This window comes from Variovorax sp. P1_H12_2 (genome assembly GCF_056405335.1).
Genome location: NZ_JBFUCI010000017.1, coordinates 14,095 through 35,407 on the forward strand (window position 1 = coordinate 14,095; position 21,313 = coordinate 35,407).

18 protein-coding genes are annotated in these 21,313 nt (G+C 67.3%); 10 read left to right on the forward strand and 8 right to left on the reverse strand.

The annotated features are described in order from the left end of the window. Window positions 1–10: 10 nt before the first annotated feature. The 5 genes from AC1D2K_RS03610 (at window position 11) to AC1D2K_RS03630 (ending at window position 5,145) form a co-directional block, all read left to right on the forward strand. Entirely contained in the window at window positions 11–943 is a 933-nt protein-coding gene (locus AC1D2K_RS03610) for an ABC transporter ATP-binding protein (RefSeq protein WP_478086380.1), read from the forward strand. Further along, complete coding sequence (locus AC1D2K_RS03615; protein ID WP_478086381.1) at window positions 943–2,529, forward strand: ABC transporter substrate-binding protein; 1,587 nt, start codon at window positions 943–945, stop codon at window positions 2,527–2,529. Before AC1D2K_RS03610 ends, AC1D2K_RS03615 begins: the two co-directional genes overlap by 1 nt. Before the next feature lie 24 nt (window positions 2,530–2,553). Next, complete coding sequence (locus tag AC1D2K_RS03620; RefSeq protein ID WP_478086382.1) at window positions 2,554–3,531, forward strand: ABC transporter permease; 978 nt, start codon at window positions 2,554–2,556, stop codon at window positions 3,529–3,531. Between the two features lies 1 nt (window position 3,532). After that, complete coding sequence (locus tag AC1D2K_RS03625; RefSeq protein WP_478086384.1) at window positions 3,533–4,405, forward strand: ABC transporter permease; 873 nt, start codon at window positions 3,533–3,535, stop codon at window positions 4,403–4,405. 62 nt (window positions 4,406–4,467) lie between these two features. Then, the gene (locus AC1D2K_RS03630) at window positions 4,468–5,145 is read left to right on the forward strand and encodes a hypothetical protein (RefSeq protein WP_478086385.1); all 678 of its coding nucleotides are present in this window, start codon (window positions 4,468–4,470) and stop codon (window positions 5,143–5,145) included. A gap of 91 nt (window positions 5,146–5,236) precedes the next feature. On the opposite strand, the gene AC1D2K_RS03635 is transcribed toward AC1D2K_RS03630, so the two are convergent. Next, entirely contained in the window at window positions 5,237–5,449 is a 213-nt protein-coding gene (locus tag AC1D2K_RS03635) for a hypothetical protein (protein WP_478086386.1), read from the reverse strand. Between the two features lie 582 nt (window positions 5,450–6,031). On the opposite strand from AC1D2K_RS03635, the gene AC1D2K_RS03640 reads away from it, so the two are divergent. Next, the gene (locus tag AC1D2K_RS03640; RefSeq protein ID WP_478086388.1) at window positions 6,032–7,030 is read left to right on the forward strand and encodes a Vgb family protein; all 999 of its coding nucleotides are present in this window, start codon (window positions 6,032–6,034) and stop codon (window positions 7,028–7,030) included. A 56-nt stretch (window positions 7,031–7,086) separates the two neighbouring features. Here the strand turns inward: AC1D2K_RS03640 and AC1D2K_RS03645 are convergent, their stop codons facing one another. Then, entirely contained in the window at window positions 7,087–7,425 is a 339-nt protein-coding gene (locus tag AC1D2K_RS03645) for a hypothetical protein (protein ID WP_478086389.1), read from the reverse strand. An 86-nt stretch (window positions 7,426–7,511) separates the two neighbouring features. Here AC1D2K_RS03645 and AC1D2K_RS03650 point away from each other — a divergent pair, with 86 nt between their 5' ends. Continuing rightward, a complete protein-coding gene (locus AC1D2K_RS03650) occupies window positions 7,512–7,925 on the forward strand; it encodes a hypothetical protein (RefSeq protein WP_478086390.1) in 414 nt (137 codons plus the stop codon). Window positions 7,926–8,046: 121 nt separating this feature from the next. On the opposite strand, the gene AC1D2K_RS03655 is transcribed toward AC1D2K_RS03650, so the two are convergent. Beyond that, window positions 8,047–9,999 carry a S9 family peptidase gene (locus AC1D2K_RS03655; RefSeq protein ID WP_478086392.1) on the reverse strand — a complete coding sequence of 651 codons (1,953 nt, stop codon included), beginning with the start codon at window positions 9,997–9,999 and terminating at the stop codon, window positions 8,047–8,049. Window positions 10,000–10,252: 253 nt separating this feature from the next. Here AC1D2K_RS03655 and AC1D2K_RS03660 point away from each other — a divergent pair, with 253 nt between their 5' ends. The 3 genes from AC1D2K_RS03660 to AC1D2K_RS03670 are packed head-to-tail and all read left to right on the forward strand — an operon-like array spanning window position 10,253 to window position 14,945. Further along, on the forward strand, window positions 10,253–12,049 hold the full coding sequence (locus tag AC1D2K_RS03660; RefSeq protein WP_478086394.1) for a PQQ-dependent methanol/ethanol family dehydrogenase: 1,797 nt from the start codon (window positions 10,253–10,255) through the stop codon (window positions 12,047–12,049). Between the two features lie 10 nt (window positions 12,050–12,059). Continuing rightward, entirely contained in the window at window positions 12,060–12,401 is a 342-nt protein-coding gene (locus tag AC1D2K_RS03665; RefSeq protein WP_478086396.1) for a high-potential iron-sulfur protein, read from the forward strand. Window positions 12,402–12,410: 9 nt separating this feature from the next. Continuing rightward, window positions 12,411–14,945: a TonB-dependent receptor gene (locus tag AC1D2K_RS03670; RefSeq protein WP_478086398.1), complete on the forward strand. Its 2,535-nt coding sequence runs from the start codon at window positions 12,411–12,413 to the stop codon at window positions 14,943–14,945. Window positions 14,946–14,955: 10 nt separating this feature from the next. Here AC1D2K_RS03670 and AC1D2K_RS03675 read toward each other — a convergent pair whose 3' ends face one another. From AC1D2K_RS03675 to AC1D2K_RS03695, 5 genes are read right to left on the reverse strand one after another with little or no spacing between them, the layout of a single operon-like run. Next, complete coding sequence (locus AC1D2K_RS03675; protein WP_478086400.1) at window positions 14,956–15,945, reverse strand: FAD:protein FMN transferase; 990 nt, start codon at window positions 15,943–15,945, stop codon at window positions 14,956–14,958. After that, entirely contained in the window at window positions 15,942–18,044 is a 2,103-nt protein-coding gene (locus AC1D2K_RS03680) for a 4Fe-4S binding protein (protein ID WP_478086402.1), read from the reverse strand. The genes AC1D2K_RS03675 and AC1D2K_RS03680 overlap by 4 nt, the downstream gene beginning before the upstream one ends. A gap of 5 nt (window positions 18,045–18,049) precedes the next feature. After that, entirely contained in the window at window positions 18,050–19,027 is a 978-nt protein-coding gene (locus AC1D2K_RS03685) for a tripartite tricarboxylate transporter substrate binding protein (RefSeq protein WP_478086403.1), read from the reverse strand. After that, complete coding sequence (locus AC1D2K_RS03690; RefSeq protein WP_478086404.1) at window positions 19,024–19,863, reverse strand: ABC transporter permease; 840 nt, start codon at window positions 19,861–19,863, stop codon at window positions 19,024–19,026. Before AC1D2K_RS03690 ends, AC1D2K_RS03685 begins: the two co-directional genes overlap by 4 nt. Further along, on the reverse strand, window positions 19,860–20,972 hold the full coding sequence (locus AC1D2K_RS03695) for a type 1 periplasmic-binding domain-containing protein (protein WP_478086406.1): 1,113 nt from the start codon (window positions 20,970–20,972) through the stop codon (window positions 19,860–19,862). Before AC1D2K_RS03695 ends, AC1D2K_RS03690 begins: the two co-directional genes overlap by 4 nt. Window positions 20,973–21,313: the final 341 nt, after the last annotated feature.

A 21,313-nucleotide genomic window follows, 5' to 3' on the forward strand; every position in this document is an offset into this window, starting at 1 on the left:
CGTCAACGGCGTGAGCTTCGAAGTGCGCGCCGGGGAGACATTCGGCGTCATCGGCGAATCCGGCTCCGGCAAGACGACCCTGGGTCGCGCGCTGGTTTCGCTGGTGCGGCCCAGTGGAGGCGCGGTGCTGCACGAAGGCGTGGATCCGGCGTCGCTCGGCGCGGCGAAATTGCGCGCGCATCGGCGCGACTACCAGATCATCTTCCAGGATCCGAGCGCGGCGCTGAACCCGCGCCTGTCGATTCTCGAATCCGTCATGGAGCCCCTCGTCGCAGCGGGGCGGCGCGACCGCGACGCCAACCGGCAGGCCGCGCTCGACGCGCTGGCGCGGGTCGGGTTGCCCGTGGACTATGCGGGACGCTATCCTCATCAGCTCTCGGGCGGACAGAAGCAGCGCGTCAACATCGCGCGCGCGCTCACGCTGCGGCCCAAGCTCATTGTTTGTGACGAGGTCGTCGCCGCGCTCGACGTGTCCATTCGCGGAGAGGTGCTGAACCTGTTCGCCGATCTGCAGCGCGAGTTCGGCCTGACTTACGTCTTCATCACGCACGACTTGTCGGTGGTCTCGCACATCAGCGACCGCGTGGCAGTGACCTACCTGGGCAAGTTCATGGAGCTCGGCCCAGCGGAGGAACTCAGCGAGCGGCCGCTTCACCCGTATACCCAGGCGCTGTTGTCGGCCGAGCCGGTGCCATTGCCCGCGTCGATGCGCACGGATCGCCGCATCGAACTCGAAGGCGATATTCCCAGCCCGATCGACCCGCCCTCGGGCTGTGCGTTCCACACGCGCTGCCGCTCGGCGCAGGCGGCGTGCGAGCACGAGCCGCCGAACTGGCGCGAACTGCGCCCCGACCACTGGGTTGCATGCCATTTCGCCACGGTGGATGGGCCGCCCGCGACGTTTCCCCCCGTTCCATCCCTCAACACAAGAAGGACAGTGTGATGCCGCAGTACCAGGATGTTCCCCTCGAATCCGTCGCCTCCGAAGCCGCCTTCGCCCTGAGTCGGCGGCAGGCGCTGCGTTTACTGGGAGGAGCCGCGCTGGCCGGTCCTATTGGCTTGCCGGCCTGGGCACAGGCGGCGCGCAAGCCGGGCGGCGTGCTGAAGATCGCGGCGATCAGCAATCCGTCGAGTCTCGATCCGGCGACGGGCGGCTCGGGCAACGACCACCCGTTCCTGTGGACGATGTTCGACACACTGGTCGAATGGGACTACGACACGCTCAAGACCAAGCCGGGATTGGCGCAGTGGTCCTTCCCCGATCCGAAGACGATGGTGCTCGACATCCGCCCGAACGTGATCTTCCACGATGGCACGCTCTGCGACGCACAGGCAGTCAAATTCAACCTCGACCGCAACCGGCAGGACCCGCGCTCGAACCTGAAGGCCGACCTCTCCAACGTGACCGGCGTGGAAGTGACCGGCCCCTTGCAGGTCAAGCTCCTGCTGAACCTGCCCGACGTGGCGATGCCCGCCGTGCTGTCGGACCGTGCGGGCATGATGGTGTCGCCCAAGGCCGCCAAGGAGCTGGGCGCCGACCACGACCGCAAGCCGGTCGGCGCAGGTCCCTGGAAGTTCGTGAAGTGGGCCGACGGTCAGAACGTGGTCGTGACCCGAAACGAGAAATACTGGAAGCCCAATGAGCCGCGCGTGGACGGTATCGACTTCGCCATCATCACCGACAACGCCACGGCGCTGCGCTCGGTCGTGGCGAATCAGAACCTGCTGGTGTACGGGCTGTCGGCGCGCTACAAGCCGATCATCGACCGCGCCAAGAACCTGAGCTTCGTGACCGGCCCGACGCTTTACTGCAATCAGGTGTACTTCAACTTCGCGCGCGGGCCACTCGCCAACGTGAAGATCAGGCAGGCCATCAACTTCGCACTGGACCGGGATGCCTTCGTGAAGGCGGGCATGGGCGGCCTGGGCGAGCCCGCTGCCATGCAGCTGCCCTCGTCGCACTGGGCCTACGACAAATCGCTGGCGGACCTGTACAAGCACGATCCCGAGCGCGCACGCAAGCTCGTGGCCGAGTCGGGCCTCAAGGACGTGGAGATCAGCATCGGCGGCAACAACGACCAGGATTCGCTGCGCCGCAATGAGATCGTGATGGAGCAGCTCGGCAAGGTCGGCATTCGCGCGAAGTTCACCGTGGGGGCGGTGGCGGAAGTGGCGGGCCAGTTCTTCGGCAACGAGAAGAAGTTCGACGCGCTGCTTTCGGCCTGGACAGGCCGGCCCGATCCCAGCATGTCGTATGGGCTGCTGTACGCCAAGGGCGCTTACTTCAATGCAGGGCGCACCGAGGTGTCGCCCGAGCTCACGGCGCTGCTCCAGGAGAGCAGGGCGGTGGAGTCCATCGAAGCGCGTCGCCAGGTGTTCGCAAAGATCCAGCGCATCGTCATGGAGGGGGCCTACGTGGCGCCTCTGGCCTTCCAGGTCGAGGTGGGCGCCAGCGCCGCGAGCGTCAAAGACTTCAGGCCCAATCTGTTGGGTAAGCCCAAGTTCAACGACATCTGGCTCGACAGCTGAGCACGGGCGTCCGGCCGTCATCCGATGAAAAAGTTCGCGCAACTCTTCAGCGGCCGCCACGGCGGCGCCCTGCTGTGGCGCCGGCTGGTGCAGGTTCTGCCCGTGCTGGTCTTCGCCACCTTCGTCGCCTTCGGCCTGCTGAAGCTGATTCCGGGCGACGTCGCCGTCACGCTGGCGGGCGACAACGCCTCGGACGCGCGCATTGCCGAGATCCGGCAGCTGTACGGCCTGGACCGGCCTTTTCTGGTCCAGTACCTGTCATGGATCGGAAACGCACTGCAGGGCGACTTGTCGAAGTCGCTGCTGTCGGGCGAATCGGTCGCCGTGGCGATCGCGCGCTGCCTGCCCAACACGCTGCTTATCGTGGCACTGGCAATGGCCATCGCGTTCGCCGTCGGCGCTCCGCTGGGCATCCTGGCGGCGAGCCGGCAGGGCAGTTGGATCGACGGGGTTGTGATGACCATCGCATCGCTGGGCATCGCGGTGCCAAACTTCTGGCTGGCGATGATCCTGATTTCCTTCCTTGCGCTGGACATGGGCTGGTTTCCCGCAACGGGCGCGGTGCCCCTGGGCACCAACGTTGGCGATGCCCTGCACCACGCGCTCCTGCCGGCCGCGGCACTGGCCGCCGGCGGCGTGGCCGAGATCGCGCGCCAGCTGCGCAGCTCGCTCATGGAACTGCTGTCGTCGCAGCAGGTCCGCACACTGCACGCCAAGGGCCTGTCTCCTGCGCTCATTCTCTGGAAACACGGGCTGAAGAACGTAGGCATCAACCTGCTCACCGTGCTCACGCTGCTGGCCAACCGCATGCTGGCGGCGACCGTCGTGCTCGAAGCCGTGTTCGCCATCCCCGGCATGGGCAGCCTCATCGTGAATGCCGCCATTCAGCGCGACGTGCCGGTGGTGCAGGGCGTGATCCTCGTGATGGTGATGATCGTGCTGTGCATCAACCTCCTGGCCGATCTTCTCTACGGCGCGATCGACCCTCGCGTGGAGTCCTGACATGCGCATCGACGTTCAGGGCCCGGCCCGGCCCTCCTTCCTCGCGCGAATGCGCGATTGGCTGGCGCGTGATCCCCGCGCCTGCCTGAGTCTCGGCTTCCTGGCGCTACTGGTCGCAGTTTCGCTGGCGGCGCCGTGGATTGGGCCGTACTCGCCGACCGTCCAGGATCTGAACGACACGCTGGCGGCGCCTTCCGCCCAACACTGGCTGGGCACGGACGACCTTGGGCGCGACATCCTCAGCCGGCTCATTCACGGCGGGCGTGTGGCGGTGTACGCGAGCCTGCTGGCGGTCGGCATCGCCGTGGTCCTGGGCGTGCCCATCGGCATCCTGGCTGGCTTTCTGGGTGGATGGTTCGACGAAACCACGGGCCGCGTGATCGACACCTTGCTGTCATTCCCGGCAATCGTGCTCGCCATCGCAGTGACCGGCGCGCTGGGTATTGGCCTGACCAACGGCATGATCGCGGTGGGCATCGTCTTCGCGCCGCAACTGGCCCGTATCGTGCGGGCGCGGACCCTGGTCGTGCGCCAGGAACTCTACGTGGACGCGGCGCGCTGCTATGGGGCCTCGCTGCCGCACATCCTGTGGCGCCATGTGCTGCCCAATGCCATCCAGCCGGTGATCGTGCAGGTGACCATCCTGCTTGCCGCCGCTCTGCTGGCCGAAGCCAGCCTGAGCTTCCTGGGGCTCGGGATCCAGCCGCCGAACCCGAGCTGGGGCGCGATGCTCGCGCGCGCATACCAGAGCATGGAAATCGCACCCTCGCAGATGTACGCCCCAGGGCTGGCGATCCTCTGCACTGCGCTGGCCTTCAACAGCCTTGGGGAATCGCTGCGCAAGGAGCTGGATCCGACGAGCAAACGCTTGTAGCCCGGCGCCGAAACCAGTTCGGGGTCTATGCCAAGATCTCGGCGGACGGCAGCACGATCGTGGTGGGCGCCCAGTACGAGAGCAGCGGCTCGCTCACCGACGAGACCGACACCAGCGCCGGCAGTGCCGGCGCGGCCTTCATCTATGGCTACGATGCGGGTACCTGGACCAAGCGTGCCTATCTCAAGGCCTCGACGCCCACGGCCGGCGATTGGTTCGGCACCTCGACGGCCATTTCGTCGGACGGCGCCACGGTGGTCATCGGCGCGCGCAATCAGCCAGTCGCTGGAGTGGCCTATGCGGGCGCTGCCTACGTGTTCCGGCGTTCCGCCGGGGCCTACACGCTGGCCCAGACGATCACTGCGCCCCAGCCGACCACCGGAGCCGCTTTCGGCGGCTTTGGCTCGGCGCTCACGCCGGACGGCACTGGGTTGGCCATTGCCGCGCCTTACGACTCCAGCGGTGGCAGTGGGATAGGTGCCGACCCGACGCCAGGCGCCGCCCCGTACTCCGGGGCCGTGCACTTGTTCAGGCTGACAGGCGGTGCCTTCGTGCATGTGAACTACCTCAAGGCGAGCAACACGGGAGCCAATGACAGCTTCGGACGGCAACTCGCCATCACGCCGGATGGTCGAACGGTCGCCGTCAGTGCGATCGGAGAAAGTAGCGCGGCCACGGGCATCGGCGGCGACCAGGCCGACAACAGCGTGCCATCCCGGGGGGCCGTGTACCTTTACTGACGGCCGGGAAGGGGCAGATTCGGATTCGCCCCCCGTTGCTTCGAAGGGTGACATGTGGCGGGCCGCCCAGCGGCGGTGCCCGGCGCCTACGTCAGACGCTCGACCGGACCACTTCCACCGGCCCGATCCCGGAGTAGACGGTCTCGCCGGACTTCAGCGCGGTGACGGTCCAGCGCTCGCCGGGCGTGACCTTGTAGTCGCCAGGCTCGAGCGGGAGTTCGCTTTCCTCATGCACGCCGGGGCCGAGCCAGGAAGGCATGCGAAGCAGCGTCGGCGGGCGGGCGAAGAGGTCGTGGTTGTTCATATGGCGGGATCCTACTGTGCGCGGCGAGCGGCTCCGTGGGAGGTGATGCCGCGATGGCGGCAAAAAAGAAGCCCAGCGATTGGCCGGGCTGGGAACTCGGTGCCTCTGGGAGGACGAAGGAGGAGAAAGGGGCGCAATGAACCGTGGCTGGACGCGAAAGAGGCCCGGCGGAGTTGCGTCGCCGGGCCTGGACTTCCTTTCATGCTGCGGATGCCTTCGAGAGGCTGCGCGTGCCTTGAGAKGCGCACAGGAAGTCCAACTTGCTTACTGTACGCCTCGGGGTCGGGCGTGAGGCGCAACGAGTCGCTCGTCGGGGAATCGGTTCGTTTCAGCGGCCACAAAGTGTTCGTCGAAGTCGGTAAGCCCTGCGACTGCTGGGGGGTGCCCAGGCGCTGGACTCGGGACCTGCGGGGAGTACAGTGGCACTTCAACCTTTTGCCCGCGCCAATCATCGTTGGGTGCCGACGAGGTGATCGAATGACGCTGCGAAGTACGGGCTGTCGTCCTGCGCTTCATTCGTGGTCCTTCAATGCCTGGGGCACCCGGCCAGAAGCACGAGGCTTCGCGCGAAGGAGGTGGAACATGGATTCGGTTTCTCGACGCCACGCGATAGGCGCGATTGGTGCGATCGGTGCGACGGCGCTTTCAGCATTCGTTCCGCTGTCAGGGGCCGCACAGTCCGCAGTGCTGCAATCCTGGCCGCTTGGCACGCGACAGCGCACCGGTATCCATGACGTGGCCCCGGCGTTTGATGGCGGTGTGTGGTTCACCGCGCAGAGCAGTGGCCATCTCGGCTGGTTCGATCCGCGCACTGGGCGCACCGAGCTTGTTGCGCTGGGCGCCGGCGCCGCCCCGCACGGCGTCATCCCGGGCCCCGACAAGGCGGCATGGATCACGGACGGCGGTCTGGGCGCCATCGTGCGCGTGGGATGGCCCGACCGCGAGGTTCGCGCCTTTGCGCTTCCTGAGGGAACGCCCCACGCCAATCTGAACACAGCGACTTTCGACGCTGACGGCGACCTGTGGTTTACCGGGCAGAGCGGCCTTGTAGGCAGGCTCGCAGTGAAGAGTGGCGTCGTGACGATCAAGGACGCACCTCGAGGACCGGGGCCATACGGCATATGCACCACACCGAGCGGCGATGTGTGGTGGTGCTCGTTGGCAGGTTCGTTCATCGCCCGTATCGACCGCCGCACCGGTAATTCGACAATCGTCGAGCCACCGACAAAGAACCAGGGTGCGCGCCGCGTGTGGAGTGACAGCAGCGGTCRCATCTGGGTCAGCGAATGGCTGAGCGGCAACCTTTCGATGCACGATCCATCAGGCATGAGTTGGCGCAGTTGGAAACTCCCCGGCGATAGCCCGCGGCCGTACGCCGTCTACGTCGACGAGCGCGACAAGGTCTGGGTCAGCGACTTCGGAGGCAACGCGGTTTTCCGTTTCAATCCCGGCGACGAGAAGTTCCAGCGCTTCGGGCTTCCACGAAACGCCGCCAGCATCCGCCAGATCCACGGCCGCGCGGGCGAGGTGTGGTTGCCCGAGAGCGGTACCGAGTACATCTCGAGAATCAGGAGCGTCTGACTTGAGTTGGCTGCAACGCGTAGCCTGAAGGCATCGACCGACCGATTCCAAGACGCTCAACGGGGCTGCAGCCTTCCCCAAGCACAATCCTGCACCGAACCGACCTGCGACCAGTTGCACGCCCATGGCCAGGCGGCCGCTTGCCGCAAGGCTTGCACCACTGCCGGATCGGCCGGAATGCCCGGGACCGCAGTGCACAGCGCCACGCGACGCGACGTCGTTGCCGGATCGACATCGGCGACGGGCGTCCACCATGGGTCGCGCCAGTCCCTTGCCGCCATGGCGGACAGTGACAGCCGCAAGTCGGCCACGCTGCGCGCCAGCGGGCCTTGCACCGAAGTGAGCTGCAAGACAACCGGGCGCTCGCTGCCGGCGCTCGGGTTGTAGGCAGGCACGCGGCCGAGCGACGGCCGCAGCGGTGATCGGGCGGGTTGGTTGACCCGCAGAGTTCTCTTCCTAGACTCGTAAACCCAGCCACCGTGTGCGTGCGCTGCTCGCCAGCCGCAAAGCCATCCTGAAGAAGTGCGTGGACCTCGAGAACGAACTGCGTGGCCTGCTTCGTGTCTTCGGCACCCGTTTAGCCAGCCGGGTCGGCCACGGTTCCTTCGACGCCCAAGTGCGAGAGACCTTCGCCCATGACGAGATGCTTTCCTGTGCGCTCACACCGCTGCTGGATGCACGAACCGTGCTCTACAAGACCTACCTCAAGCTCGACAACGCCATCAAGGCCCTGGTCAAGGCCGACCCGCTGTGTATGCGCCTGATGACCTTCCCCGGTGTAAGCCCGGTCACGGCACTGACCTTCAAGGCGGAGACGGCCAGCGTCCCGTGGTTGCGCAGCAGCATGAGGTCCTGCGGCCCCAGGCGCCCTGTCCACATCGATCGGGGGCCGTAGCGGTCCTGCTCGATGCTGTGCGTTGATCGTCCACGAACTTTGGGGAAAGTCCGATCTCCCTGAGTTGCCCCGGCGAACTGTCGCGCCTTCACTGCCGCCTGCGGTCGATTGTCGGCCACGCTCACAGGCCGCTCGGCGGCATGGCGTTGGCGGAGGCGCTGAACGCCACGGCGTCAAAGAAGGCGGACTCTGCCCGCAGCGCCTGTTCGATATGCGAGGCCTGTCGAAAGCCGTGCTGCTCCCCGACAAAAAGGAGGTAGACGGCCGGGATGCCTCGTGCACGCAGCGCTTGCACCATCCCCTCGGTTTGGCTGGGAGGGACGATCTTGTCTTCCATCCCCTGAAAGAATGCCATCGGCGCGCTCAACAGATCCGCGTGGCGCACGGGCGATCTGTCGAAGTAGGTCTGCTGGTCGGCAAGCGGTCCGATCAGCCAGTCGAGATAGCGCGACTCGAACTTGTGCGTTTCACGCGCCAGCGCCATGGGGTCGCTCACGCCGTAGTGGCTTGCGCCGGCCTTGAACAGCCTTCGCACCTCCGGGTCGGCATGCGTGAGGCAGCGCAGCGCCGTATATCCCCCGGCACTGCTGCCGGTGATGACCATACGCTCGGCATCGACCCGCTGACCCATGGCCAGGTACGAGGCGGCGGCTGCGCAATCTTCCGCGTCGATGAGGCCCCACATCCGATGCAGGCGATCGCGGTAGGGGCGGCCGTAGCCGGTGCTTCCTCCGTAGTCCACGTCGACGACGGCGATGCCGCGACTGGTCCAGAACTGTGTGCGCAGGTCGAGGCTGCTCGACGCCGAGGAGGTGGGTCCGCCGTGGCACTTGACGACCAGCGGCGGCAGCGCCCCGGTCGGGCCTCGATAGTTTGCATTGGCGGGCGGATAGAACAAGGCGAACGCGATGTCACCTCGAGGGGTCGGAAACTCGATGACTTGGGCCACCGAAACGTGGTCCCGCATCGCGGGATCACTCTGCATGTCCGAAACACGCTTGACAACCGTCGCGCCGCCGGAGGCCACGTCGAGGACAACGACCGCGCTCCCGACGCTCGGCCCGCCGGCCTTGAAAGCCACCTTGCCGTCGTTCGCCCGAATCGCGGAAAAGTCCGTATACGGCAGATCGAACGGTACGAGCGAATGGTCGCGCAAGTCCAGGCGAGCGAGTCTGCCTCTGCCGTTTTCAACGTAGGCACATACCAACTGATCCGTCGACAGGAAGGCATACGTCGACATCCCGAAGGTCCATTGGGCGCGGCCGAACTCCGCGGCCATCGGGCAGAGGTTGGTGCTGGAGCCGCTCGCATCGCGCCGGTAGATGTTCCACCAGCCCGACCGATCGGACACGTAGTGCAGCAGGCCGTCGGCGGACCACTCGGGCTGAAACACGGATTCGCCTGGGCCGCCCGCCACATGCGCCGGGTTGGCGACGGCAGTGCCATCGAAATCGCCGATCCACAGCTCTGCGGCGGTCCACGGCATGTCAGGATGGTTCCATGTCAGCCACGCGAGCCTTGTTCCATCGGGGCTGAGCCGCGGAGAAGCATRGAAGTCGTTGCCCTGAACGAGCACGCTTCCTGCGTCGCCCCCGCCGAGATCGACAGCGACGATGCTGTTGATCGCGTCCGTCCCCGATGCGCGGTGGTCTTCGTGAATGCCGATCCAGAGCTGGCGCCGGGTGTCGAGCAAGCCATCGGCAAAGCGCAGCGCGGCACCATCGGACGTCGGGGTCAGCGCGACCGGGGAACTGTCGCCATCGAGGCGATAGAGCCGCTGGTCGGAGAAGTTCGAAAAGTAGACCGTGCCCGCGGCCGCGAGGACCGCGCCGCCGCCATACTCGTGGACCCGCGTGCGCATCGAGAAGGGCATCGGTGTGAGGTCGACCCCTACGCCGTCCGGTCCCAGCCGGACCAGTACCTGCCGCCCGGCCTCCAAGGGTCTTCCTTCGATCCAATACACCTCGCCCTGATCAAGCAGCACGTCGACCACCGTGGTCCGTGCCGAAGCCACGAGTTCAGGGCTGATCGGTGACACCCAGGTGCCGAAGGGTGCAGTGATGGGGTGGGGCATGCGCGGATTGTTCCACCAGCCGTGGGTCCGCCGCAGCATCCGGTGGGACTGTGACGCGATGTCACGCTCCTATGCGCCTCGACTGTTCAACCTTGTAGCAGTCCAACGGGAAAACCCGCATACCAGGAGGCAAAGGGACCCGTATTGCGACAGGGTCGGAGTCTGGGTGCTTGGCATGGCCCTTGCCCCCTGAGCCGTGGAGGGCGCGCTTCGCGCGCTTCATCGACCCCAAGTTCCACCATCAGGAGACACCATGCAATCGAAGCTCTTAGCCGCACTCATCGCGGTTGGCCTGGCCAACGCTGTCGCCCACGCGCAGGTCACGGACAAGATGATCCAGTCGGAGGCCACGGCCACAGGCAATGTCCTGACCTGGGGCATCAACACCCAGGGCCAGCGCTACTCGCCGCTGAAGCAGGTCAACGCGACCAACGCCGCCAAGCTGCTCCCGGTCTGGGCCTTCTCGTTCGGCGGCGAGAAGCAGCGCGGGCAGGAGTCGCAGCCGGTGATCATGAACGGCAAGATGTTCGTCACCGCGTCCTACTCGCGGATCTTTGCGCTCGACGCGACCACCGGCAAGAAGCTGTGGAAGTACGAGCACCGGCTGCCCGAGGGCATCATGCCGTGCTGCGACGTGGTCAACCGCGGTGCCGCGCTCTACGACAACCTCGTGATCTTCGCGACCCTCGACGCGCAACTCGTTGCGCTCGACCAGAACACCGGCGACGTGGTCTGGAAGGAGAAGATCGACGACTACGCCGCCGGCTATTCGGCCACCGCGGCGCCGATCATCGCCGGCGGCGTGATGCTGACCGGCGTATCGGGCGGCGAGTTCGGCGTCGTCGGCCGCGTCGAGGCGCGGGACCCGAAGACCGGCAAGCTGCTGTGGATGCGCCCCACCGTCGAAGGCCACATGGGCTACACCTACGACAAGGATGGAAACAAGAAGGAAAACGGCATCTCCGGCACGCTGAACAAGAGCTGGCCCGGCGACCTGTGGAAGACCGGCGGCGCGGCCACCTGGCTCGGCGGAACCTATGACGCCAAGACCGGCCTGGCCTATTTCGGCACCGGCAACCCGGCGCCCTGGAACAGCCACCTGCGGGAGGGCGACAACCTCTACTCGTGTTCGACCGTGGCCATCGACGTCAAGACCGGCCAGATCAAGTGGAGCTACCAGAGTACGCCCAATGACAGCTGGGACTTCGACGGCGTCAATGAGTTCGTCACCTTCGACATGGACGGCAAGCGCGTCGGCGGCAAGGCCGACCGCAACGGCTTCTTCTATGTCAATGACGCCACCACCGGCAAGCTCATCAACGCCTTTCCGTTCGTCAAGAAGATCACCTGGGCCAGTGGCATCGACCTGAAGACCGGGCGGCCCAATTTCATCGCGGACAACCGCCCCGGCGACCCGACCGCAACATCCGATGGCAAGAAGGGCAGCGCGGTGTTCGCGGCGCCCGGCTTCCTTGGTGGCAAGAACCAGATGCCGATGGCCTACAGCCCCGACACGAAGATGTTCTACGTGCCGGCCAACGAATGGGGCATGGACATCTGGAACGAACCGGTCGCATACAAGAAGGGCGCGGCCTACCTCGGCGCCGGCTTCACGATCAAGCCGCTCAACGAGGACTACATCGGATCGCTGCGCGCCTTCGACCCGAAGACCGGCAAGATGGCCTGGGAAGTCAAGAATGGCGCGCCGCTCTGGGGCGGCGTGCTGACCACCGGCGGCAACCTCGTCTTCTGGGGCACGCCCGAGGGCTACCTGAAGGCGGCCGACGCCAAGACCGGCAAGGTGGTCTGGCAGTTCCAGACCGGCTCCGGCGTCGTCGCGCCGCCCGTCACCTGGATGCAGGGTGGCGAACAGTACGTCAGCGTGGTTTCGGGCTGGGGCGGAGCGGTGCCACTCTGGGGCGGCGAGGTGGCCAAGAAGGTCAACCTGCTCGAGCAGGGTGGCATGGTCTGGGTCTTCAAGATCCCCGGTGCCACAGGCGCGCCGCGCACGGTGCAAGCCAGCGGCGCGACCAAGGTCGCATCCCACTGAGGCCCACGTCATGCACGAAACCAACCAAAGCATGGGCGCCGGGATCACCAGAAGGGTGTTCGCCGGACGGATGATGGGCGGCACCTGCGTCGTGACGCTGGTGCCCGTTGCGGCATGGGCGGCCGCACGCGTCGAGGAGTCCGACGAGACCGCGGTGGCGCTGGGCTACAAGCAGGACACCAAGGCCGTCGATGCGAAGAAGTATCCGAAGCATGCGGCGACGCAGCGCTGCGTGAACTGCGCGATGTGGCAAGGCGCGTCCTCGGACCCGTGGGCGGGCTGCGCGATGTTCGGGCGCAAGCAGGTCGCGGGCGAGGGTTGGTGTACGGCCTGGGTTAAAAAGCCGGGCTGAGCCTCACCCATGAACCGTCGCGGTCGCCTTCCCGCCTTCTCCTTCACGTCGCTCGCCGCGGTCAGTCTGCTGCTGTGCAACTGGACAGGCGCAGCGGCGCAAGAGGCGGCCGAGTCGCACGAACTGCCGACCATCGAGGTGGTCGCGCCGACGCCGCTGCCCGGCCTCGACGTGCCGCGTGACGCCGTGCCGTCCAACGTGCAAACGGCCACCGGTGCCGACCTCGAACGCCTTCATGCGCCCGACCTGACGAACTACCTTCTTCGCGCGGTCGGCGGCGTGACGGTGAACGAGACGCAAGGCAACCCGTTCCAGCCCGACATCAACTACCGAGGCTTCACGGCATCGCCGCTGCTGGGCACGCCGCAGGGCCTGTCGGTGTTCATGGATGGCGTGCGCCTGAATCAACCCTTTGGCGACGTCGTGAGCTGGGACCTGATTCCGCGCACGGTCATCTCGACGATCGCCTTGATGCCCGGCAGCAATCCGCTGTTCGGCCTCAACACGCTCGGCGGCGCGCTGRCCATCCAGACCAAGGATGGCTTGCACAATCCGGGGACGTCGATGCAGGTGGTGGGCGGCTCATGGGGCCGCGCCGCCGCCGAGTTCGAGACCGGCGGCAGCGACAAGGACAGCGGCTGGAACTGGTTCATCGCCGGCAACCGCTTTCACGAGAATGGCTGGCGCGTCGCTTCGCCCACCGATGTGAGCCAGCTCTTCACCAAGGTCGGACGGGTGACGCGCGACGGCAGCATCTCGCTCACCGCGGCCTTCGCCGACAACGACCTCACGGGCAACGGCACGCAGGAGCTGGGCGCACTGCAGCGCGACTTGGCCAGCGTGCGCACGATTCCCGACAACACCAGGAACAAGTCGACCTTCCTGAACCTCGCGATGACCCAGGCCTTGAACGACACCTGGACGCTGTCGGGCAACGCCTACTATCGCAACATCAGGACGAACACTTTCAACGGCGACGTCAACGACGATGCCTTGAGCGAATCGGTCTATCAACCCAGCCCGGCCGAGCGGGCGGCACTCGCCGCCGCGGGCTTCACGGGCGTGCCGACGAGCGGCGCCAACGCCTCCAATACGCCGTTTCCGAAGTGGCGCTGCATCGCCAACGCGCTGCTCAACACTGAACCCAACGAGAAGTGCAACGGCCTGATCAACCGCACCGAGACAAAGCAGCAGAACCAGGGCCTCGCGGGACAATTTTCCGCGGCAGCGAAGACGGGGAGCGTCGAACACCTGGTCGTGCTGGGCGCAGCCTACGATGCGAGCCGCGTGCGCTTCGGCCAGAGCACGCAGTTCGGCTACATCAACCCCGACCGCAGCGTGACGCCGGTGTTCGGCCCCGGCGCCTTTGCCGATGGCACGCAGGATTCAGAGAACGCCTTCGATGCGCGCGTCGCCTTGTCGAGCCGGTCGAGCACCTACAGCGTGTATGCCACCGACACCATGGCGCTCGATGCGAAGACGCACCTCACGCTCTCGGGCCGCTACAACCGTACTTCGGTCAACAATACCGATGGCCTGATGCCCGGTGGCGGCCCGGGCTCGCTGGATGGCCGCTACACCTTCAGCCGCCTCAACCCCGCGATCGGGCTGACCTTCGCACCGAGCGAAGCCGTCACCCTCTATGCCGGGGCCAACCAGGGCAGCCGCGCGCCGACGGCGATCGAGCTGGGTTGCGCCGATCCGGCGAGCCCGTGCAAGCTGCCCAATTCCTTCGCCGGCGACCCCCCGCTCAAGCAGGTGGTGACAACGACCTACGAGGCCGGCCTTCGCGGGGTGGTGCAGCCGAATACGACATGGAACTTCGGCGTGTTCCGTTCCGACAACCGCGATGACCTGTTGTTCGTGGCCGATGATTCGAGCGGCTTCGGCTACTTCAAGAACTTCGGCAAGACGCGCCGGCAGGGCATCGAAATGGGCTTGAACGCGCAGCCCGCCGGCGGCCTGACATTGGGCGGCAATTTCATGCTGCTCGACGCGACCTACCGCAGCGTGGAAACGGTCGGTGGGTCGGGCAACAGCAGCAACGACCAGGCACTGGCCGGCTTCCCCGGAACCACCGGCAATATCCAGATCCGGCCGGGCGACCGCATCCCGATGTTGCCGCGGCAGGTGCTCAAGCTGTATGCCGACCACGAGCCGAACGCGCAATGGCGCATCGGCCTGGACATGGTCGCATCGAGCGGCGCCAACCTGCGCGGCAACGAGAACGGTCTGCATGCGCCCGACGGGGTGTACTACGCCGGGCCGGGGCACAGTGCGGGCTATGCGGTGTTCAATCTTGGCGTCGACTACAAGCCGCGGCCCGGCCTGAAGTTCTTCGTGCAGATCGCCAACCTGTTCGACCGCAAGTACACGACCGGTGGGCAACTGGGCACCGATGCTTTCACGGCCAACGGGGCCTATCTCGCGCGCGGGCTGCCGCGCAACGCCAACGGCGACTACCCGGTGAGCCGGGCCAGCCTGATGTCGCCCGCTGCACCGCGCGCGGCCTGGGTGGGCGTCCGCTACACCTTCGGCGCCTGAAACGGGAAGCTCAAGCCCGGTCGAGCCGAAGGCCGGGCGTGGCTTCCCAGCGGCCGGCCTTGTCGACCCACAGGACGTCGACCTTCCACCGGTGCGCGAGCGCACGCGCCAGCGCTGGGCCGGCCACGAAGAACACCTTGGTCAGGGCATCGGCCATGGCACCGGTGTCGGCCACGACGGTCACGGCCGAGAGCGCGGGCGGCGAATAGCCCGTGCGCGGGTCGAAGATGTGGTGATGGCGGTGGTCGGCGCTGAAGCTTGTGAGATTGTCGGCCGACGTCGCGATGCATCGACCGTCCGCCATCAGGCGCGCGATCAACACGGACTCTTCGCGCGGGTCGGCGATGCCGAGCGTCCAGGGTCTGGCCTCGCTGTTGCGCCCGAGGGGAGCGAATTCGCCCGCATCGACCAACGCGTGGCGAATACCGTGCGAAGCGAGTACGGCACGCACCCGGTCGGCCGCATAGCCCTGCGCGATGCCGTTGAGCGTTGCGGCCATGCCGGGCATGTCGAAGCGGATGAGACGTCGCCCGACGTCGAGTGCGCGCCAGTCCACCCTGGCACGCGCGGCGTCGACTTCGCGCGGTGCGGGCAGGCGTCCCGCGCGCCGCGCCCCGTCGAAGGCGAGCCACAGCGGTTGCACCGTGACGTCGAACGCACCGTCGCTGTCGCGGGAGACGGCATGCGCGATGTCGAGGATGTCGACCAGCTCGGGAGGCGGTGACTGCAGCCTGCCGTTGCGATTGAGCATCGACAGGGCGCTGTCGGGGTCGAACAGGCTCATCAGGCTCTCGATGCGGCGCAGCGCCTGCGTCCCTGCATCGAGCGCACGTTCCAGCATCTGTGCATCCTCGTGCGCGGCCTGCAGCGAGAGCGTGGTGCCGAAGCCCAGCATCGAACGTCGGCCCCAGTGCAGCGAGCTCACCGCAGGTGCCAGGCCCGAGACGCCGGCAAGCGCGCCCAGCCCCAGTGTCGCGCGCAGCCACTGTCGCCGCTTCATGCGTCGCTCCGGGCCGACGCCGGCAACGGACGGATCGCGATGACCCGGTCGCGGCGATGGGCGATCAGCGGTGCGCACCGCTCGGGGCTGTCGTGGATCGCCACGCAATCCAGGCATTGGAAGCACTCTTCATAGACGATGGCACCACCGGGCTGGATGGCCTGGTACTCGCAGCGATGGCGGCAGGTCTGACACGGCGTGCCGCATTCACTGCGGCGTGGAATCCAGCGCAGCAGTCGCAGTCGGCCGATCAGGCCCAGCCCTGCACCCAGCGGACACAGGTAACGGCAGAATCCCTTGTAGAGGACGGCGTTCACGAGAAGCAATCCGAGCGCCCATGCCACGAACGGCCATGAACGCATGAAGTTCAGCGTGATCGCGGTCTTGAAGGGTTCGATCTCCACCGCCCGATCGGTCCAGGTCGGCGACACCACGGCCAGCCCGACGAGGAGCGCGAACGCCGCGTACTTGACCCGCTTGAGCCTGGCGTCGAGGCCTCGGCGCAGCTTGATGCGCTTGATGCCGAGGCGTCGCGCGGCCTGGGCGACGAGTTCCTGCAGGGCGCCGAACGGGCAGAGCCATCCGCAGAAGGTGCCGCGGCCCCACACCACCAGCGTCACCGCGACGAAGGTCCACAGCGCCACCGTCATCGGGTCGTGGAGGAAGAAGCTGAGGTCCCGCCCAGCCACCGCCGCCTGGATCAGGGCCGTGACGTTGACGATCGACAGTTGCCCCTGGGCGAACCAGCCGATGAATGCGAGCGTGAAGAGCAGGTAGCCGGTGCGAAAGCGCGCCAGCCGCGCCGGTGTGGCAACGATCCACGTCGGCCGGGCCAGGACCACCGCCAGCAAGGCCAGCGCACCGGCCAGCACCACCAGCTCCCAGGCCCGTGAGCGCCAGATCCCCTGCCAGCCGTTGCTGTCGATGTCGGGCAGGATCACTTCGCTGGCGGGCAGCGTGTAGGGCACGGCAAAGTCGCGGCTGACGCGCTCGGGGTAGATCATCCCCTTGTCGCGCGTCACCCGCAGCGCGAAGTTCAGTGTCTGCGCCGGGTCGAGTCCGGCCGGGCCGATGACGCGGAAGACTTTCGCATCGGCGCCGCGCAAGTCCGCCGGCAGAGCGAGCGGGTCGTCCAGGTCGAGATCCCGCAGTTCCAGGGGCAGGTCGCCCTGCCGCAGCGTCAGCCGGTCGGGCACGGCGCCGCGCACGAACTTGTCACCAACGAAGGTGTAGGGGCCGACGGCGATCACCAGCAAGGCATGGTCGCCGTCGTCGATGCGCCCGAGCAAGTGCTGCCAGCCTGCGTCCGACAGCAGGTTGCGGCCCACCGGCGGGGCGTTGAGGTAGGCGACGTACAGGTCGCAGAAGCTATCGTCCGCTTGGCCGGCGACGGGCGGTTCGACACCACTGCCCTCGAAGGCCTTCTCGACCATGCCCTGCGTGATCCGGACGTGCCGGACCAGGCCGTCGCGCAGCATGGCGTCCCAATGCATCGGTGCATAGGTGTCGCGCCGCACGCGTGCCACCAGCTCCGGGTCGCGCCCTGCCGCGAAACCCAGCCGGGCGCGCGCCACGCGCAGCGCCGAGGAAAGCAGGCTCTGGTTGAGGATCCGCACCGAGGCGGTCGCCTTGGCCACGCCGTCGATATAGACGTTCGCGCTGCCGCGCTCCTCGCCGCGATTGGCGTTCGAGCCGATCTTGATGTTCTGCTGCAGCGAGAGCCCTCGGTACTGGGCGGCAAAGCGCAACAGCGGCGCCTCGCCCAGCCCTTCGAGGAACACCGGCTCGTGGTGGGAGAGCACTTGCACGTCGAGGAAGCCGCCCCTGGGGTCGAGCGCGACAAGCAGGTTGAACGGCGTGCCGGAGAAGCCGGGGATCGGCGCGAAGTCGATCGATTCGAAGACGTAGCCCACCAGCGCCGTCGCGGTCGCATCCTGCTTGAAGACGGGCCACACCGGCAGCTGCGGGTCTCTCTCTCCGACCACCAGCGGCGCAGGAAAGCGCGCCTGCAAAGTGGCGCGCGTCATCACCCCGGCCTGTGCGTCGCTCGCGAGACCTTGCAGGAGCGCGATCAGCCAGACGACCCACAGTCGCGACATCGCCGTTACACCGGGCCCAGACCCAGGCGCTCCACGGTGCGTTTCTCGGCGGCATACGCCTCGCGCATGCTGAGGCCGTAGTCGGTGCTGTCGAGGTAGGCGACCTCCTGGTCGTACTTGGCCAGTTCGGCGATGTGCCGCGGGTCGAACAGCGCGCCCTTGAAGGCATCGTGCAGTCGCCGCACGATGGGGTCGGGCACGCCGCGCGGCCCGGCCAGGCCGTAGGGCGACATCGCGACGATGCCGTGCCCGAGTTCGCTCATGGTCGGCACGTCGGGCCAGCGCCGGGAGCGGGCCGCGCCAAAGGTCGCCAGCAGCCGCAGGCGGCCCGAGTCGACGAAGGGTGCGAAACCGTTGGCGTTGACGCCGGCCATGACCTGGCCCGCCGACAGCGCGATCATCTGCTCGGCCGCGCCCTTGTACGGCACGTGGATGAAGCTCAGTCCGTGGCGGGCGAACAGCGCGTCGAGCGCGACGTGGGGCGTGGTGCCGATGCCGTTGGTCGCGATCGTCAACCGGCCCGGGGATGCCGCCGCGTGGGCCAGCAGGTCGGCCACGCTGCGCAGCGGGCTGGCCGCGGGAACCAGCAGGCCGAAGGTCACGCCGCTCACCTGCAGGATCGGCGTGGTGTCGCGGATCGGATCCCACGCGACCTTCTGCGTCAAGGGCGCGCGAAACACCGGCTGCGGCATCTGCGCCAGCGTGTAGCCGTCGGGCAGGGACTGTTGCAGGATCGGCATCGCGAGCGTGCCGCCGGCACCGCCGCGGTTCTCGATGAGGATGGGCTGGCCCAGCTGATGCGCCGCCAGTTCGGCCAGCAGGCGCAGGGTGACGTCCGTGCCACCGCCGGCGGACCATGGCACCCACAGGAACACCGGGCGCCGCGGGAACGCGGCGTCACCCGGCTGCGTGCGAACCCATGGAGAGGCTGTGACCGCCGCCAAGGATGCGCCGAGGCGCAGCAGGCTGCGCCGCGTCGTCATGTGGCGCCCCGCTGCGTCAGCCCGCCGAAACCGCGCTGAGGATCGTAGCCCCGGCAGGCCAGCATGAAGCACGCGACGAGCGTGCCCAGCACGATCAGCGGCGCGCTGCCCGGGTCCTTGTCGTAGAGCGCGAAGCGGATCCACTCGACCGCATGGGTGAACGGGTTGAACTGCGCCACCCGATACACCCAGGTCGCACCCGACTCCTCGAGCTTCCACAGCGGGTAGAGCGCGGTGGAGAGGAAGTACATCGGAAAGATCACGAAGTTCATCGTGCCGGCGAAGTTTTCCAGCTGCCTGACGTAGACCGAGAGCAGCAGCCCGATCGAAGCGAGCATCAGCGCCGAGGCGAGCGTCGCGAACAGGGCATGCAGCAGCGCGAGCGGCGCCATCGGCAGCGTGGTGCCGAGCAGCGCGGCCACCACGGCGAAGGCCAGCACCTGCACCAGGCTGAGCAGCGCGGTGGCGAGCATCTTCGACAGCAGCAGCCACCAGCGCGGCAGCGGCGCCGTGAGCAGCAGCCGCATCAGGCCCATCTCGCGGTCGTACACCATGGCCAGCGACGACTGCATGCCGTTGAACAGCAGCACCATGCCGATCAGCCCCGGGGCGATGTAGATGTCGTAGGGGACGTAGGTGTCGTAGGGCTCGACGATCGCCACGCCGAACACATTGCGAAACCCGGCCGCGAACACCGCGAGCCACAGCAGCGGCCGCACCAGCGCCGAGACCAGGCGGGCCTTCTGCTGCCAGAACTTGAGCAGTTCGCGCATGACGATGGCGCGCAGCGCCTGCAGCGCATGGCCGATGTCGCCGTGGCGCTTGGCCCTCGTCACGGCGCGCCCTTGCAAGGCGATTCAGCTGCGTCGGTGCCGAGCGTGTCGAGCACGTTCTTCGCGTGCATGACGCCGTCGACCGGCGCGGTCCCGATCACGGCGACGCCGTCGGTCAGCAGCATCGGCTGGCGCAGCTGATGGTCCCAGGCGCGGAAGCTCAGGCGAACGCCCTTGAAGCCGTCGAGCGTGAAATCAGGCTGGTTGAGCGCAGCGTTCAGTCTTGCGGCCGTGGGTGCAGCGGGCTGTTCCAGCGCGGCATTCAACAAGGCCTTGATGGCGATGTAGGCCGCCCAGTCGTGGCTGGTCATCGGGCGTTGCGTCGCGCGGGCGAAGCGGCGCGCGAGCTGCGGCGCGCCATAGCGCTCGAAATGCGGTGCCCAGGCCAGCGCGGTCATGCCGGCATCGCCGACGACGGGGCGCGGCAGAGCGATGCGGTAGGGCAATGCGCGCGCGAACTCGCCGTCGCTGTCGACCACCCAGGCGACGTCATAGTCGCCGCCGACCGCCGCAGTGCCGGTCAGCAGCAAGGGGTTGGCCGATTCGCGCTTGCGCGGGTCGGCGGAAAGCGTGAAGTTCCGGCTCGCCACCTGCTTCAGGCCGTAGCGTTTCAGCGCAGCCTGCGCCAGGGCAAGCCGGCTTGCGTCCTCGGGTCGCGGACCGGAGATCAGGAGCACACGCAGCCATTTGCGGGCGAGCAAGGCCTGCGCCAGGGCATCCACGCGCATGCGGTCGCTCGGCAGCGTGTGGAACAGGTTGGCTCGACAGCCCTGCTGGCGCGACGCATCGGCGCTGTCGCCGACATTGAGCAGGGGCAGGGCGGCCGCGGCCGACGCGCCGGCGATCCAATCGGCAGGGAGATCGAGCAGGGCAGCCGCCGTGCCGGTCGCTTCGAGCTGGCGCAGTTGCATGACTGCGTCGTCCGCCGACCTGGCCGCGCGCACGATGACGGCCACCTGCAAGCCCGCTGTCTCCAGCTCGAACCGGCGCTCCTGGATGGCCATGTCGACGCCGTCGCGTGCGCGCCCGCCGGGCTGGCCCGGGTAGGCGAGCGCGACACGCGCCGGCTCCAGGCGATCGTCGTCGGCGCGCTGGACGATGCCGAGCGTCAACGTGCCGGCGAGGGCAGACGCACCGCCCACGACACACGAAACCGACGCAGCCAAAGCCAGGAACCCCGCGGAACCGGCTTTGCCGGCCCGCCGGGGTTGCCCCCGGCAGGGGGTGGAGAGCGACGCGAAGTGCGCGAGCCTGGGGGCGAGTTTCATTTCAGTTGCTCCACCGCGCGGTGCGCGATCCACGACCCATGAAACCGGCGCAGTCCGATACCAGGGATACCGCGGAACCGGCTTTGCCGGGCCGCCGGTATCGCCCCCCTTGAGGGGGCTGAGGTCCGCGGCTCCAAGCCTGCCTGCGCAGGCTTGGACGGACCCGAAGAGCCGCTGTCTCTGGC

Bases quoted from the DNA above. Each gene is read 5' to 3' on its own strand.
- AC1D2K_RS03635 (WP_478086386.1), bottom strand. From the start codon at position 5,449: ATGAACAACCACGACCTCTTCGCCCGCCCGCCGACGCTGCTTCGCATG.
- AC1D2K_RS03625 (WP_478086384.1), top strand. From the start codon at position 3,533: ATGCGCATCGACGTTCAGGGCCCGGCCCGGCCCTCCTTCCTCGCGCGA.
- AC1D2K_RS03665 (WP_478086396.1), top strand. From the start codon at position 12,060: ATGCACGAAACCAACCAAAGCATGGGCGCCGGGATCACCAGAAGGGTG.
- AC1D2K_RS03680 (WP_478086402.1), bottom strand. From the start codon at position 18,044: ATGTCGCGACTGTGGGTCGTCTGGCTGATCGCGCTCCTGCAAGGTCTC.
- AC1D2K_RS03685 (WP_478086403.1), bottom strand. From the start codon at position 19,027: ATGACGACGCGGCGCAGCCTGCTGCGCCTCGGCGCATCCTTGGCGGCG.
- AC1D2K_RS03620 (WP_478086382.1), top strand. From the start codon at position 2,554: ATGAAAAAGTTCGCGCAACTCTTCAGCGGCCGCCACGGCGGCGCCCTG.
- AC1D2K_RS03615 (WP_478086381.1), top strand. From the start codon at position 943: ATGCCGCAGTACCAGGATGTTCCCCTCGAATCCGTCGCCTCCGAAGCC.
- AC1D2K_RS03675 (WP_478086400.1), bottom strand. From the start codon at position 15,945: ATGAAGCGGCGACAGTGGCTGCGCGCGACACTGGGGCTGGGCGCGCTT.
- AC1D2K_RS03660 (WP_478086394.1), top strand. From the start codon at position 10,253: ATGCAATCGAAGCTCTTAGCCGCACTCATCGCGGTTGGCCTGGCCAAC.